Source organism: Streptomyces sp. NPDC127595 (assembly GCF_042671685.1).
Classification (GTDB): domain Bacteria; phylum Actinomycetota; class Actinomycetes; order Streptomycetales; family Streptomycetaceae; genus Streptomyces.
The window spans coordinates 1-15140 of record NZ_JBHXWK010000004.1; the positions used below are offsets into that span (position 1 = coordinate 1).

The window sequence follows — 15140 nt, forward strand, 5'->3', positions numbered from 1 at the left end:
CTCGCCGCGGTCTCCACGTACGCCGGGACCGTCACCTCCGCCCGGGACGCCGGCCGCGTCCTGCGCGAGGCGTCCGCCGCCGCGCTCCAAACGGGGCCGGCGGGGCCGCGTGGCCCCCCCCGCCCGCCCCCCGCTCCTGGTTGAGCACGTACGAGGGTCAGACTTCGACGACGACCGGGAGGATCATCGGGCGCCGGCGGTAGTTGTCCGAGACCCACTTGCCCAGCGTGCGGCGGATGAGCTGCTGCATCTGGTGGGGCTCGACGACACCGTCCTGGGCCGACTTCTCCAGGACTTCCCGGACCTTGGGGATCACGTCGGTGAAGGCCGAGTCGTCGATACCTGAGCCGCGGGCCTGGACATGCGGGCCGCCGGTGATCTTGCCGGTGCTGGCGTCCATCACCACGAAGACCGAGATGATGCCCTCGTCGCCGAGGATGCGCCGGTCCTTCAGCGCGGGCTCGCCCACATCGCCGACCGAGAGGCCGTCGACGTACACGTATCCCGCCTGGACCTTGCCGGAGATCTTGGCCTTGCCCCCGATGAGGTCGACGACGACGCCGTCCTCGGCGATCACGATGCGGTCGTGCGGGACGCCGGTGAGGGCGCCCAGCTCGGCGTTGGCCCGTAGGTGGCGCCATTCGCCGTGGACCGGCATCAGGTTCTTCGGCCTGCAGATGTTGTAGAAGTACACGAGCTCGCCTGCGGACGCGTGGCCCGAGACGTGCACCTTGGCGTTGCCCTTGTGGACGACGTTCGCGCCCCAGCGGGTGAGGCCGTTGATGACGCGGTAGACCGCGTTCTCGTTGCCCGGGATGAGCGACGACGCGAGGATCACCGTGTCGCCCTGGACGATGCGGATCTGGTGGTCGCGGTTGGCCATGCGGGACAGCGCGGCCATCGGCTCGCCCTGGGATCCCGTGCAGACCAGCACGACCTCGCTGTCGGGCAGGTCGTCGAGCGTCTTGACGTCGACGACGAGGCCCGGCGGGACCTTCAGGTAGCCCAGGTCTCTGGCGATGCCCATGTTGCGGACCATCGAGCGACCGACGAAGGCGACCCTGCGGCGGTTCTCGTGGGCGGCGTCCAGGACCTGCTGGATGCGGTGCACATGGCTGGCGAAGCTCGCCACGATGATCCGCTTGCGGGCGCCGGCGAAGACCTGGCGCAGCACGTTCGAGATGTCGCGCTCGGGCGGGACGAAGCCCGGGACCTCGGCGTTCGTCGAATCCGAGAGAAGAAGGTCGATGCCTTCCTCGCTCAGCCGTGCGAAGGCGTGCAGGTCCGTGAGGCGGCCGTCCAGCGGGAGCTGGTCCATCTTGAAGTCGCCGGTGTGGACCACCATGCCCGCGGGGGTGCGGATGGCGACCGCGAGGGCGTCCGGGATGGAGTGGTTGACCGCGACGAACTCGCAGTCGAAGGGGCCGATGCGCTCGCGGTGCCCCTCCGCGACTTCAAGGGTGTAAGGGCGGATGCGGTGCTCCTGGAGCTTCGCCTCGATGAGAGCGAGGGTCAGCTTGGAGCCGATCAGCGGGATGTCCGGCTTCTCGCGCAGGAGGAAGGGGACGCCGCCAATGTGGTCCTCGTGGCCGTGCGTGAGGACAATGCCCTCGATGTCGTCGAGGCGGTCTCTGATGGACGTGAAGTCCGGCAGGATCAGGTCGATTCCGGGCTGCTCCTCCTCGGGGAAGAGCACTCCGCAGTCGACGATCAGCAGACGACCGCCGTACTCGAAGACCGTCATGTTCCGGCCGATTTCACCGAGGCCGCCGAGCGGGGTGACCCGCAGGCCGCCCTTCGGGAGCTTCGGCGGGGCGCCGAGTTCAGGATGCGGATGACTCAAAAGACTCTCCTCACCACACGCGCCACGTACCTGGCAAGGCACGTGGCGCGCGTGACGTTCGTGCAGTAGCAGTTGTCATGTGGGCTGCAGGCCCGTGGCCTGCGTTGTCGTGCGTATTCAGTTGTGAAGTCTGTAGTTAGAGCTGTACCCCGCCGGCGGCAAGATCGATCTTGAGCTGGGCGGTCTCCTCGGGTGACAGCTCGACCATCGGGGCGCGCAGCGGTCCGGCGGGCAGGCCCTGGAGGGCGAGCGCGGCCTTGGTCGTGATGACGCCCTGGGTACGGAACATGCCGGTGAAGACGGGGAGCAGCTTCTGGTGGATCTCGGTGGCCTTGTGGACGTCACCGCTCGCGAAGGCGTCCGCCAGGGCACGCAGCTCCGGGGTGACGACATGCCCGACGACGGAGACGAAGCCGACGGCTCCTACGGAGAGCAGCGGCAGGTTCAGCATGTCGTCGCCGGAGTACCAGGCAAGGCCGGAGCGGGCGATGGCCCAGCTCGCGCGGCCGAGGTCTCCCTTGGCGTCCTTGTTGGCGACGATACGCGGGTGCTCGGCGAGGCGCACCAGGGTTTCGGTGTTGATCGGTACGCCGCTGCGGCCGGGGATGTCGTAGAGCATCACCGGCAGTTCGGTGGCGTCGGCGATGGCTGTGAAGTGCCGGTACAGGCCCTCCTGCGGGGGCTTGTTGTAGTACGGCGTGACGGTCAGCAGGCCGTGTGCGCCGGTCTTCTCCGCGGCTCGGGCGAGTTCGATGCTGTGCCGGGTGTCGTTCGTGCCGACGCCGGCGACGATGTGGGCCCGGTCGCCGACCGCCTCCAGTACGGCTCGCAGAAGATCCGCTTTCTCCGCGTCGCTGGTGGTCGGGGACTCGCCGGTGGTGCCGTTGATGACCAGGCCGTCGTTGCCTGCGTCCACCAAGTGGGTTGCGAGCCGCTGCGCGCCGTCGAGGTCGAGCGCGCCGTCCGCCGTGAAGGGCGTGACCATGGCGGTGAGGACCCGCCCGAAGGGGGTCTGCGGAGTGGAGGTCGGAGCCATGGGTAATACGCTACTCGCTGCTCAACGCGGGGTCTGCCCTAGGGGCAGGCGACAAGTCGTGACAAAGGTGGAGCCCGGCACTGCCTGCTCGGGGGTTCAAGCAGTGCCGGGTCCGTTTGATCAGGCTAGATGAACTTCTCGAAATGCCGCAATACGGACACTTCGCTCGGTCCACCCGTACATCTGTGCCGGAAGGCGTGTGGAAGCGCGCTACGGCGCCACGCGCCCATTGGCGTTGAAGGCCGCATACGTGAGCGGCATCAGCTTCGCCCACTCCGCTTCCATCTTCTCCCCGACCATCTCGATCTCGCGCTGCGGGAAAGACGGGACCTTGGCCAGCTCGTGCTGGGTGCGCAGGCCCAGGAAGTGCATCAGCGAGCGGGCGTTGCACGTGGCGTACATCGAGGAGAAGAGGCCCACCGGGAGGACCGCACGGGCGACCTCGCGGGCTACGCCGGCGGCGAGCATTTCCTGGTACGCCTCGTACGCCTGACGGTATGAGTCCTCCATGACGCGGCCGGTGAGTTCCTGCTGCGCGGGGGTGCCCTCGACGAAGACGTACTTGCCGGGGCGGCCCTCCTGGATCAGCTTGCGGGACTCGCCCGGGACGTAGAAGACGGGCTGGAGCTCCCTGTACCGGCCGGACTCCTCGTTGTACGACCAGCCGACCCGGTGGCGCATGAACTCACGGAAGACGAAGATCGGGGCGCTGATGAGGAACGTCATCGAGTTGTGCTCGAAGGGGCTGCCGTGCCGGTCCCGCATCAGGTAGTTGAGCAGGCCCTTCGATCGCTCCGGGTCCTTTTTCAGCTCATCCAGCGACTGCTCACCGAGGGTCGAGACGCGGGCGGCGAACAGCACGTCCGAGTCGGACGCGGTGTGCTTGACCAGCTCGACAGTGACATCGCTGCGGAAGCTGGGCTTGAGGTCGTCGGCGGGGGTGTCGGTCACGGTGGAGAGGGTCCTTCCCATCACAGGCTCGGGCGGCGCCCACTCTACGGCCCGGCACTGACAACGGGGCGTTCGGTGGCGTGCCGCGACATTAGTCCTCGAACTTCTGCGAATTCGGCGAAACAGGGCACCTCTTGGGGCGTTCGCTCGTCTGTATTGGTGACACCGATTCGTTCGAGTCCCCAGAGGAGAAGCAGTCCCCATGCTCCGTCGGCGCGAGCCCGTACCCTTCGCCTTCCTCGCCGAAGCAGACCAGTTCCGCAGCAATGTCACTCCCCCGCCCCGTGAGCGTCCGTCCGCCAGTCAGCTGGTCGGCCGATGGCTGATAGGACTCACCGTGGTCGCGGGGCTCGTGGGTTCCCTGATCATCGGGATGCCCGCGTTGTCCTTGCACAAGTCGTCCGCGGATCAGACGTCCGCGACGACGCAGCAGTCCGAGGCCTCGCACGGCCAATGACTCATCCGGACCCCCAAGGGTGGTGAGCGGGGACCCGGCTCGATAACCTCACCGGGCACAGCCAGCCCATGCGTGGATTGAGTGAGGACCGATCGTGCCCCTGCCCTTCCTGACGGCGGACCGCGCTTTTGACGAGGCGGCGGACGACCTCGCGCTGCCGTTCGACGACCGCGACCACTGGCGGCGTCCCTACCGGCCCGGGCCGTGGCGGGTGGGCGCGGCCGCGCTCGTCCTGCTGCTGGCCTCGTACGTGCTCTTCGCCGCGGTCATCATCGCGGTCACCGGCACCCCGGCCGGCGCCGCGGCCTGCCTCGGCGGGGCCGCGCTCGCCATACTCTGCGCGCTGCGACTGCTGCGAGTGGGTGTGTGGGTGAGCGCTCAGGGGCTGCGCCGGGTGAGCTTCCTCCGTACGAGCACGACGCCCTGGGCGCAGGTCGTCGCCGTACGTACGGTGCAGCAGCCGGTGCGCTGGCTCGGACTGCCGCGCACCGTTCAAGGGCAGGCGCTGGTCCTCGTACGGGGGGATCGTGCGCCCGACGGCCTGCCGCCGCTGCTTACCTCGCACAACCCCGACTTCCTGGCGCGTGTGGAGGCCTTCGACCGGGCGGCGGACGCCATCGAGGTGTGGGCGGACGAGTACCGGCGGGTCTGAGGCCCACGACCTGCGGGACACACGAAGGGGCCGATCCGCGGTATGCGGACCGGCCCCTTCGTCGTACGTCTTCGTCGTACGTCTTCGTCGTACGTCTTCGGGGTCGTCGTACCTCTCAGGCCTCCACCGGTGGCCTGCCCTCGTGCAGGGCGATCGCTCGCTGCATCGCCTTGCGGGCGCGGGGGGTGTCGCGGGCATCGTGGTAGGCGACCGCGAGGCGGAACCAGCTGCGCCAGTCGTCCGGGGCGTCCTCCGTCTCGGCCTTGCGCTTGGCGAAGACCTCGTCGGCCGAGTCGCGGTCGATGCGGCCGCCCGCCGTGCGCTTCAACTCGTCGACGGGCAGGCCGCCTTCGGCGTCGAGCTCGGCGGCGAGGCGGTTGGCCTTGCGGACGAACTGGGTGTTCTTCCAGAGGAACCAGACGCCGATGACCGGCAGGATCAGCACCGCGACGCCGAAGGTGACGGTGAGGAGCGTGCCGGCCTGGATGAGCAGGAATCCGCGCCAGCCGACCAGCACGAAGTAGGCGACCAGTACGGCCGCCGTGATGGCGTATGTGAGCTTCGCGCGCATGGCTTCTAGTTCAGGTCCAGGAAGTGTTCCAGGCCGAAGGTGAGGCCTGGGGTGGTCACCACGCGGCGGGCGCCGAGCAGGATGCCCGGCATGAAGCTGCTGTGGTGCAGGGAGTCGTGGCGGATGGTGAGGGTCTCGCCCTCGCCGCCGAGCAGGACCTCCTGGTGGGCGAGGAGGCCACGGAGGCGTACGGAGTGCACGGGCACCCCGTCGACGTTCGCTCCGCGGGCGCCGTCCAGGGCGGTCGCCGTGGCGTCCGGCTGCGCGGCGCTGCCCGCGCGCTCACGGGCCGCGGCGATGAGCTGGGCGGTGCGCGTGGCGGTGCCGCTGGGGGCGTCCACCTTGTTCGGGTGGTGCAGTTCGATGACCTCGACGGACTCGAAGTACGGCGCGGCGACCTCGGCGAACTTCATGGTCAGTACGGCGCCGATGGAGAAGTTGGGCGCGATGAGCACGCCGGTCTCCGGGGAGCCGGACAGCCAGGTCTTCAGCTGCGCGAGGCGCTCGTCGGTCCAGCCCGTCGTGCCGACGACGGCGTGGATGCCGTGCCGTACGCAGAAGTCGAGGTTGTCCATCACCGAGGCGGGTGTGGTCAGTTCGACGGCGACCTGGGCGCCGGTCTCGGTCAGCGTCTCCAGTTTGTCGCCCCGGCCGAGCGCGGCCACCAGCTCCAGGTCCTCGGCGGCCTCGACGGCTCGTACCGCCTCGGCTCCGATACGGCCCTTGGCACCGAGGACCGCCACGCGCAGCTTGCTCATCTTCTTGCTTCCTTAGTCGAGGACTTACGCGACCGCTTCGTGCAGACGGGAGGCCTGCTTGTCCTTGAGGGGACCGATGACCGACAACGAAGGCCGCTGTCCCAGGATGTCGTGGGCCACCGAGCGGACCTCGTCCGGGGTGACCGACGCGATCCGGACCAGCATGTCGTCGACGGACATCTGCTCGCCCCAGCACAGTTCGCTCTTGCCGATACGGTTCATCAGCGCGCCGGTGTCCTCGAGGCCGAGGACGGTGGAGCCCTGGAGCTGGCCGATGGCGCGGCCGATCTCGTCGTCCGAGAGGCCGTGCTCGGCGACGTGGTCGAGCTCGTCGCGGCAGATCTTGAGCACGTCGTGGACCTGGCTCGGGCGGCAGCCCGCGTACACGCCGAAGAGGCCGCAGTCGGCGAAGCCCGAGGTGTACGAGTACACGCTGTAGGCCAGACCGCGCTTCTCACGGACCTCCTGGAAGAGGCGGGAGGACATGCCGCCGCCGAGGGCGGTGTTCAGCACGCCGAGCGCCCAGCGACGCTCGTCCGTGCGGGCCAGGCCCGGCATGCCGAGGACGACATGGGCCTGCTCGGTCTTGCGGCCGAGCAGTTCGACACGGCCCGCGGTGCGGATGGCACGGCTGCCCTCGCGCGGGGCGAACGGCGTGGCGTCGGGGCCCTTGAGGGCGCCCGCCTTCTCGAAGGCGGCGCGGACCTGGCGTACGACCTTGTTGTGGTCGACGTTGCCCGCGCAGGCCACGACGAGGTGCGTCGGGTCGTAGTGCTTCTTGTAGAAGCGGCGGATGCGGTCGGCGCCGAGGGCGTTGACCGTGTCGACCGTGCCGAGGACCGGACGGCCGAGGGGCGTGTCGCCGAGCATGGTGTGCGCGAACAGGTCGTGCACGCAGTCGCCCGGGTCGTCCTCGGTCATCGCGATCTCTTCGAGGATCACACCGCGCTCGGCGTCGACGTCCGCCTGCTCGATCAGCGAGCCGGTGAGCATGTCGCACACGACGTCGATGGCGAGCGGGAGGTCGGTGTCGAGCACACGGGCGTAGTAGCAGGTGTACTCCTTCGCCGTGAACGCGTTCATCTCGCCGCCGACCGCGTCGATGGCGGACGAGATGTCCAGGGCCGACCTGCGCTGGGTGCCCTTGAAGAGCAGGTGTTCCAGGTAGTGCGTCGCGCCGTTCAGTGTCGGGGTCTCGTCGCGGGAGCCGACGTGCGCCCAGATGCCGAAGGTGGCGGAGCGTACGGAGGGGAGGGTTTCGGTGACGATGCGCAGGCCGCCGGGGAGGGTGGTCTTGCGGACCGTACCGATGCCGTTCTCGCCCTTGATGAGGGTTTGGGTACGGGCGACGGCCCGCGCCTCGGGAGAGGTGCGGGCCGTCGCCGTGGAGCTGGTGGACGTCACTGGTCGGTGTCGTCCTTCTTGTCGTCGCCCTCTTCGCCCTCGACCACGGGGATCAGGGAGAGCTTGCCGCGGGAGTCGATCTCGGCGATCTCGACCTGGACCTTGGAGCCCACGGCGAGTACGTCCTCGACGTTCTCCACGCGCTTGCCGCCGGCGAGCTTGCGGATCTGCGAGATGTGCAGCAGACCGTCCTTGCCCGGGAGCAGCGACACGAACGCACCGAAGGTGGTGGTCTTGACGACCGTACCCAGGTAGCGCTCGCCGACCTCCGGCATGGTCGGGTTGGCGATCGAGTTGATCGTGGCGCGCGCGGCCTCGGCCTGCGAACCCTGCTGGGCACCGATGTAGATGGTGCCGTCATCCTCGATCGTGATGTCGGCGCCGGTGTCCTCCTGGATCTGGTTGATCATCTTGCCCTTGGGGCCGATGACCTCACCGATCTTGTCCACGGGGATCTTGACGGTGATGATCCGCGGGGCGTTCGGGGACATCTCGTCCGGCGTGTCGATCGCTTCCATCATCACGTCGAGGATGTGGAGGCGGGCGTCGCGGGCCTGCTTGAGGGCCGCGGCCAGGACAGAGGCCGGGATGCCGTCCAGCTTGGTGTCGAGCTGGAGGGCGGTCACGAACTCCTTGGTGCCGGCGACCTTGAAGTCCATGTCGCCGAAGGCGTCCTCCGCACCGAGGATGTCGGTGAGGGCGACGTAGTGCGTCTGGCCGTCGATCTCCTGGGAGATCAGACCCATGGCGATACCGGCGACGGGAGCCTTGAGGGGCACACCGGCGTTGAGCAGCGACATGGTGGAGGCGCAGACCGAGCCCATGGACGTCGAGCCGTTGGAGCCGAGGGCCTCGGACACCTGACGGATCGCGTACGGGAAGTCCTCGCGCGACGGCAGGACCGGCACGATCGCGCGCTCGGCGAGCGCGCCGTGGCCGATCTCGCGGCGCTTCGGGGAACCGACGCGGCCCGTCTCACCGACGGAGTACGGCGGGAAGTTGTAGTTGTGCATGTAGCGCTTGCGGGTCACCGGGGAGAGGGTGTCCAGCTGCTGCTCCATGCGGAGCATGTTGAGGGTGGTGACGCCCAGGATCTGGGTCTCGCCACGCTCGAACAGCGCCGAGCCGTGCACGCGCGGGATGGCCTCGACCTCGGCGGCGAGCGTACGGATGTCCGTGACGCCTCGGCCGTCGATGCGGACCTTGTCCTTGATGACGCGCTCGCGCACCAGGGACTTGGTCAGCGAGCGGTACGCGGCGGAGATCTCCTTCTCGCGGCCCTCGAACTGCGGGAGCAGCTTCTCGGCGGCGATCTCCTTGATGCGGTCCAGCTCGGCCTCGCGGTCCTGCTTGCCGGCGATGGTGAGCGCCTGGGAGAGCTCGCTCTTGACCGCGGCGGTCAGGGCCTCCAGGACGTCGTCCTGGTAGTCGAGGAAGACCGGGAACTCGCCGGTGGGCTTGGCGGCCTTGGCGGCGAGGTCGGCCTGGGCCCTGCAGAGCACCTTGATGAAGGGCTTCGCGGCGTCCAGACCGGAGGCGACGATCTCCTCGGTCGGCGCCTCGGCGCCGCCCGCGACCAGCGCGATGGTCTTCTCGGTGGCCTCGGCCTCGACCATCATGATCGCGACGTCACCGTCCTCCAGGACGCGGCCCGCGACGACCATGTCGAAGACGGCGTCCTCGAGCTCGGTGTGCGTCGGGAACGCGACCCACTGGCCGTTGATCAGCGCGACGCGGACGCCGCCGATCGGGCCGGAGAAGGGCAGACCGGCCAGCTGCGTGGACGCGGAGGCGGCGTTGATCGCCACGACGTCGTACAGGTGGTCGGGGTTGAGCGCCATGATCGTGGCGACGACCTGGATCTCGTTGCGCAGGCCCTTCTTGAAGGACGGGCGCAGCGGACGGTCGATCAGACGACAGGTGAGGATGGCGTCCTCGGAGGGACGGCCCTCGCGGCGGAAGAAGCTGCCGGGGATCTTGCCGGCGGCGTACATCCGCTCCTCGACGTCCACCGTGAGGGGGAAGAAGTCGAGGTTTTCCTTGGGCTTCTTGGAGGCGGTGGTGGCCGACAGCACCATGGTGTCGTCGTCCAGATACGCGACGGCGGATCCGGCGGCCTGCCTGGCCAGCCGGCCCGTCTCGAAGCGGATGGTGCGGGTGCCGAAGGATCCGTTGTCGATAACGGCCTCGGCGTAGTGGGTCTCGTTCTCCACTAGCGTTTTCTCCGATACTTTTCGTCTTTAGCCCCGTCCTGCCCGTGTGGCAGGGGGACAGTGGCGGAGAAGCGCTCCTTCTGGTGCTGGCCGGTCTTCGATCGAAGCACCCGGGTTCGTGTTTCCCCGGGGGCCACTACCGAGGACCGGCGGCGGCGAGGTGCGCTTCTCCTCGTTCAGTGTCGTGACGGTGCTCTGCCCGGCGGGCGGGGCGTCGTCACGCTGTGTTCGTACGTACTTCTGTCCTACCTACTGTGTCCTGCGTATTGCGTCGTGCCACCACAGTACAAAGCGTCGGTGACACTCCGCACCTAGAGCACGTACAGCAAAAGGGAGCGGCCCCCCTGAATCGTGGGAACCGCTCCCTCTCACGGCGTCTTACTTGGCGCCCGCCGCACCGCGGCGGATGCCCAGGCGGTCGACCAGCGCACGGAAGCGCTGGATGTCCTTCTTGGCCAGGTACTGCAGCAGGCGGCGGCGCTGACCGACCAGGATCAGCAGACCACGGCGGGAGTGGTGGTCGTGCTTGTGGGTCTTGAGGTGCTCGGTCAGGTCCGAGATACGGCGCGAGAGCATGGCGACCTGGACCTCGGGGGAGCCGGTGTCGCCCTCCTTCTGACCGAACTCGCCGATGATCTGCTTCTTCGTTGCGGCGTCGAGCGACACGCGTACTCCTCGTAGTCTGTGATGTGCCACCGAGTGCCCCTGGTCCACATCTCAGGGGAGCTTCCGATACTCGGGAGGCGGGATCCGCTGGGCGCGGCCTCCAGAGCGCTGGGCTCCGGGGGTGCGTACACAAACGGCCGTTTCACAGGTTACCAGCCCGGAAGGACCCGGCTGACCGGTCCCCGAACCCGCCCGTATGGCGAGGACCAGGCCACTAGGGTGAGCGGACAGGTCTTTCGTATGTGGGGAAGGGGCCGCCGGAACATGGCCGAGGAAGCGGACAAGGACGTCAAGGCGCGCAAGGAGCGGGAGAAGGACGAGCTCTACGCCCTCGACATCTCGGGCGTCGAGTGGCTGAGCGCGCCGGGCACGGAGGAGCACGAGGAGCGGGTGGAGATCGCGTACCTGCCCGAGGGCGCGGTGGCCATGCGTTCCTCTCTCGACCCCGACACGGTCCTGCGGTACACGGAGGCGGAGTGGCGGGCCTTTGTGCTCGGGGCCCGGGACGGGGAGTTCGATCTGGAGCCGGCACCGCACAACGGCGGGACTGCGGCGGAGTAGGGCGGGCGGTTGAGCAGGGCCCGCGGCTCACAGCCGGGCGGGAGGGTGAGGCGGTCGATGCGGCGCGATGCCGCGCCGGCCGCCTTTTTCGTGCACCTGGTGAGGATCTTGCCGGCCGCCCAAGTACCCGGCGCGCGGCGGGACTTGTTCACCGGCCTTTCCAAGGGCTGTTGTCGGCTTGCCGGCGGCCGTCGGCGCGGAGGGGGTAGAAGGGGAGGGCGGGCCGTGGCTCACTCGCGACGGGATCACCTTGATGACACTGTTTGTCCGCATTGCCGGTCAATAGTGCACGTACGTACGCCACTTCTGGGCAGGGTGTGACGTAGCGGGCAGCCGCGGTGGGGCGGACGGGCCTGCCCTATTGACAGTCGTGGTGATTAGGCTGGGGCCGGGCGCGACGCCAGAGCCCATGGACGGATCGACCATGTCCCGCCCCGGCACGGCGCCGCTACAGGGGGCTCGACCACACCAGGAGGAACTGTGAACAGCGATCGGGACGGCATCCGCGGGGGCTGGGCCACACCCGGCGATGACCACTCCGACGCGGAGTCCGCCGTCGAGACGACGGGCGAGTTCACCATCGACTACGCACCGCCGGCCTGGTACACGCAGAACGCCTCGGGGAGTTCGAAGGACGGAGCTTCGGAGCCGAAGCCGGAGGCTGCGGACCCGGAGGGCTCTGTGGATTCGGGGGATCCGGAGGAATCGGCGGGTGCGGGTGCTGGTGCCGATGGCTCCGAAGCGTCCGAGGTCTCGGACGCTTCGGGAGCCTTCGAGGACTCGGAGACTTCGGGTACTTCGGAGGTTGCCGAGGCGGAGGCTTCGGCCTCGGTGGGTTCGGACGCCCCTGCCGCGCCGGGACCAGCTGCTTGGGGCACGTCTTCCGTGCCGCCGGTGGTGGGTCCTGTCGCGGGCGGTCCGGCCGCGCTGCCGAATCTGCCACTCCAGTCGGTGCCCGTCGCGCCTCCGGCATCGCCCGTCGCTGTGCCTGCCGCTGCGCCTGTTGCCCTGCCTGTCGCTACGCCCGGCACTGCTCCCGGCACTGCTCCCGTTACCGCTTCTGAGGAAGCGGAGACAGGCGACGGCGATCTGGAGAGCGGCGCGACCATGCGGATCTCCGCTCGGGCTGTGAAGCGTGAGGTCGCGGAGCGGGTGACACCGGGGGCTGCTGACGCCGCTGCCGACACCCCTGCGGAGGGTGCTCCTGACCCGTCCGACGGCTCGGGCGGCGGCGGTGCCGCAGAGGTGGTCGCGGAAGTGGACGTCGTACCTGACGTGGACGTCGTACCGGTCGTGGACGTCGTACCGGACGAAGCGGCGGCTGACGCCGAGTTGGGCTCCTCCGTTGGCGGCGATGTCGTAGAACTGCAGGGCGCGGGAGCCGACGACGACACAGTCGAAGAGGTCGACGAGGCTGGTGACGCCGGGTCGCGGCAGGACGACGTCAACGACGCGGTGCCCCAGGACGCCGGGTCTCAGGACGTGGTCCACGAGTCCGGGTCGAGCGAGGAAGCCTCCGTGCAGGACGCTCCCCCCGCGTGGGCTCCGCCGCCGCTCCCTCAGGGTGGGTTGCCGCCGTTGCCGCCCGCCTATCAGCCTGCGGCGCCCGCTCCCGCGGCGGAGTGGCCCGCGTCCACGGCCCCCGCTGCGGCGGACGCCGGTCAGGTACAGGAGCCGCCGCGGGCGCAACCGCCCGCGCCCGCACCGGGTCAGCCGTTCCAGCCGCCGGCGCCGTCACCGGCCCCAGGTCAGCCGTTCCAGGCACAGCCGCCCGCGTGGTCCGCCCCCGGTGCGCCCGTTTCGGCCGGGCCGGCGCAGGGGCCCGCACCTGTCTACCCGCCCACCTTCGAGAACCCGGTTCCGGCGCCGCCGCAGGTTCCGTCCCCGGTCGTGGCACCGCCGTCTCCGGCGGCCGACGTTCCGGCGCAGGCGCCCCACCCACAGCCACAGCTTCAGCCGCAGCCGCAGCCGCAGCCGCAGCCGCAGGGAAGCTACGGCTTCCCGCAGCCCAGCGTTCCGGCCCCGAGCCCCACCCCGCAAGGCAGCTACGGCTTCCCGCAACCCGGAGCCTCCGCACCGGCACCGTCACCGTCACCGACGGCGCCCACCCCGCCTGCCCCCGCACCCAGCCAGCCCGCCCCAGCGCCCGGTTACGGCTTCCCTCCCCAGGGAGCACCCGCGGTTCCGCAGCCGGGATACGGCTTCCCGCACCAGCCGTCCGCGCCGCAGGCGCCCAACATCCCCGCGCCCCAGGCCGGTTACGGCTTCCCCCACCAGCCCGCGCCCCCAGCCGATTCACTCCCGCCGACGCAAGCGGCCCCGCCGTACCCGCAGCAGGGGCAGCCCCAGCCGCAGCCGGGCCACCCGCCCGTACCGCAGCAGTACGACGTGCAGCACCCGCAGGGTCCCCCCCTTCCGCCCGCCGCACAGGCGCACGCGCCTGTCGACCCGCGGGCCGGGTCCGCCTGGCCGCAGCCCGTGCAGCACGACCAGCGCCAGCCCATCAACCCCGGTGCTGCTCCGCTGGGTTACACCGCGGCGGTGGAGCTTTCCTCCGACCGGTTGCTCAACAACAAGAGGCAGAAGGCCAAGAGCGGTCGCCCGGCTGCCGCGTCGTCGCGGTTCAAGCTCGGCGGGAAGAAGGAAGAGGCGGAGCGCCAGCGGAAACTGGAGCTGATCCGTACGCCGGTGCTGTCGTGCTACCGGATCGCCGTCATCAGCCTCAAGGGCGGCGTGGGCAAGACGACCACGACCACCGCGCTCGGTTCGACGCTCGCCACCGAGCGGCAGGACAAGATCCTCGCGATCGACGCCAACCCGGACGCGGGCACGCTCGGGCGCCGTGTGCGCCGCGAGACCGGGGCCACCATCCGTGACCTCGTGCAGGCGATCCCGCACCTCAACTCTTACATGGACATCCGGCGGTTCACGTCGCAGGCCGCGTCCGGCCTGGAGATCATCGCCAATGACGTCGACCCGGCGGTGTCGACCACGTTCAACGACGAGGACTACCGGCGCGCGATCGACGTACTGGGCAAGCAGTACCCGATCATCCTGACCGACTCGGGCACGGGTCTGCTGTACAGCGCGATGCGCGGTGTCCTGGACCTCGCCGACCAGCTCATCATCATCTCGACGCCGTCGGTCGACGGCGCGAGCAGTGCGAGTACGACGCTGGACTGGCTGTCGGCGCACGGGTACGCGGATCTCGTCTCGCGGTCCATCACCGTCATCTCGGGTGTACGGGAGACCGGCAAGATGATCAAGGTGGAAGACATCGTCTCCCATTTCGAGACGCGGTGCCGGGGCGTCATCACCGTGCCCTTCGACGAGCACCTCGCCGCGGGCGCCGAGGTCGACCTCGACATGATGCGGCCCAAGGTGCGGGAGGCGTACTTCAACCTCTCCGCATTGGTGGCCGAGGACATCGCGCGCCACCAGCAGTCGCACGGGCTCTGGACCTCCGACGGCAACCCGCCGCCGGTGGCCGCGCCGCCGCTGCCCGGTCAGCAGTACCAGCAGGGGCCGGGCCAGTCGTACCAAGGCCAGCAGTACCCGGCTCAGCCGTATCCCGGACAGCCGGCACCGGGCCAGGCCCCACAACAGCCGCAGCAGCCCGCACAGCCGTATCCGCCGCAGCCCGGCCAGCCCCACTCCCAGCCGCCCCAGCAGCCGGGGCAGGGCTACCCCCAGCAACCCCAACAGCCGGGACAGGGCGGCTACCCGCAGCAACCGCCCCAGCAGTACCCGCCGCACCAGGGACAGCCGTACCCGGCTCAGCCCGGCCAGCCGTACCCGCCCCAGCCCGGTCAGCCCTTCCAGCCACCGGCGCCGCCTCAGCAGTAACCCGATCGGACCCTTTCGGGGGACCGATTCCCGCCAGGGCCCGCACCGTCTCCGTACGGTGCGGGCCCTTCGCGTCTTCGTGTGTCCGCAGGTGTGTTTCGCGCCGTCAGGCCCCCACCTGGAGGGCTTCAGCGGTCTGAACCAATGAGTGAAAAATCCGCGTCAACTCGTTATTTCCGCAG

Annotated in this window: 12 protein-coding genes; 4 read left to right on the plus strand and 8 right to left on the minus strand. The window is 69.4% G+C overall.

Annotated features, from left to right (window positions below; translation table 11 throughout):
* Nucleotides 1–157: 157 nt before the first annotated feature.
* The 3 genes from ACFVKT_RS14220 to thyX form a co-directional block, all read right to left on the minus strand.
* A complete protein-coding gene (locus ACFVKT_RS14220; RefSeq protein WP_385731127.1) occupies nucleotides 158–1843 on the minus strand; it encodes a ribonuclease J in 1686 nt (561 codons plus the stop codon).
* A gap of 136 nt (nucleotides 1844–1979) precedes the next feature.
* Nucleotides 1980–2879, minus strand: coding sequence for a 4-hydroxy-tetrahydrodipicolinate synthase (gene dapA, locus ACFVKT_RS14225; RefSeq protein WP_385731129.1), 900 nt, complete (start codon nucleotides 2877–2879; stop codon nucleotides 1980–1982).
* A 210-nt stretch (nucleotides 2880–3089) separates the two neighbouring features.
* The gene (thyX, locus tag ACFVKT_RS14230) at nucleotides 3090–3830 is read right to left on the minus strand and encodes an FAD-dependent thymidylate synthase (protein WP_266833474.1); all 741 of its coding nucleotides are present in this window, start codon (nucleotides 3828–3830) and stop codon (nucleotides 3090–3092) included.
* Nucleotides 3831–4032: 202 nt separating this feature from the next.
* Between thyX and ACFVKT_RS14235 the strand changes: the two genes are divergently transcribed.
* Nucleotides 4033–4287, plus strand: coding sequence for a hypothetical protein (locus tag ACFVKT_RS14235; RefSeq protein ID WP_385731132.1), 255 nt, complete (start codon nucleotides 4033–4035; stop codon nucleotides 4285–4287).
* Between the two features lie 94 nt (nucleotides 4288–4381).
* Complete coding sequence (locus ACFVKT_RS14240) at nucleotides 4382–4939, plus strand: hypothetical protein (protein WP_385731134.1); 558 nt, start codon at nucleotides 4382–4384, stop codon at nucleotides 4937–4939.
* 115 nt (nucleotides 4940–5054) lie between these two features.
* Here the strand turns inward: ACFVKT_RS14240 and ACFVKT_RS14245 are convergent, their stop codons facing one another.
* From ACFVKT_RS14245 to rpsO, 5 genes are all read right to left on the minus strand, one after another.
* A complete protein-coding gene (locus ACFVKT_RS14245; RefSeq protein ID WP_385731136.1) occupies nucleotides 5055–5510 on the minus strand; it encodes a hypothetical protein in 456 nt (151 codons plus the stop codon).
* 5 nt (nucleotides 5511–5515) lie between these two features.
* Nucleotides 5516–6268: a 4-hydroxy-tetrahydrodipicolinate reductase gene (gene dapB / locus ACFVKT_RS14250; protein WP_385731138.1), complete on the minus strand. Its 753-nt coding sequence runs from the start codon at nucleotides 6266–6268 to the stop codon at nucleotides 5516–5518.
* Between the two features lie 24 nt (nucleotides 6269–6292).
* Nucleotides 6293–7672, minus strand: coding sequence for a M16 family metallopeptidase (locus tag ACFVKT_RS14255; RefSeq protein WP_385731139.1), 1380 nt, complete (start codon nucleotides 7670–7672; stop codon nucleotides 6293–6295).
* Nucleotides 7669–9885 (minus strand): polyribonucleotide nucleotidyltransferase, encoded by a 2217-nt coding sequence (locus tag ACFVKT_RS14260; RefSeq protein ID WP_385731141.1) that lies wholly within the window; start codon nucleotides 9883–9885, stop codon nucleotides 7669–7671. Before ACFVKT_RS14260 ends, ACFVKT_RS14255 begins: the two co-directional genes overlap by 4 nt.
* 378 nt (nucleotides 9886–10263) lie before the next feature.
* Entirely contained in the window at nucleotides 10264–10551 is a 288-nt protein-coding gene (rpsO, locus tag ACFVKT_RS14265; RefSeq protein ID WP_073494901.1) for a 30S ribosomal protein S15, read from the minus strand.
* Between the two features lie 264 nt (nucleotides 10552–10815).
* On the opposite strand from rpsO, the gene ACFVKT_RS14270 reads away from it, so the two are divergent.
* Both ACFVKT_RS14270 and ACFVKT_RS14275 read left to right on the plus strand, forming a co-directional pair.
* A complete protein-coding gene (locus ACFVKT_RS14270) occupies nucleotides 10816–11112 on the plus strand; it encodes a DUF397 domain-containing protein (protein ID WP_385731143.1) in 297 nt (98 codons plus the stop codon).
* A 480-nt stretch (nucleotides 11113–11592) separates the two neighbouring features.
* On the plus strand, nucleotides 11593–14958 hold the full coding sequence (locus ACFVKT_RS14275) for an SCO5717 family growth-regulating ATPase (RefSeq protein WP_385731145.1): 3366 nt from the start codon (nucleotides 11593–11595) through the stop codon (nucleotides 14956–14958).
* Nucleotides 14959–15140 lie beyond the last annotated feature (182 nt).

What these genes read in the sequence shown, in the direction of transcription:
- ACFVKT_RS14235 (WP_385731132.1), top strand. Translation starts at nt 4,033, where the DNA reads ATGCTCCGTCGGCGCGAGCCCGTACCCTTCGCCTTCCTCGCCGAAGCA.
- dapB (WP_385731138.1), bottom strand. Translation starts at nt 6,268, where the DNA reads ATGAGCAAGCTGCGCGTGGCGGTCCTCGGTGCCAAGGGCCGTATCGGA.
- ACFVKT_RS14245 (WP_385731136.1), bottom strand. Translation starts at nt 5,510, where the DNA reads ATGCGCGCGAAGCTCACATACGCCATCACGGCGGCCGTACTGGTCGCC.
- dapA (WP_385731129.1), bottom strand. Translation starts at nt 2,879, where the DNA reads ATGGCTCCGACCTCCACTCCGCAGACCCCCTTCGGGCGGGTCCTCACC.
- ACFVKT_RS14270 (WP_385731143.1), top strand. Translation starts at nt 10,816, where the DNA reads ATGGCCGAGGAAGCGGACAAGGACGTCAAGGCGCGCAAGGAGCGGGAG.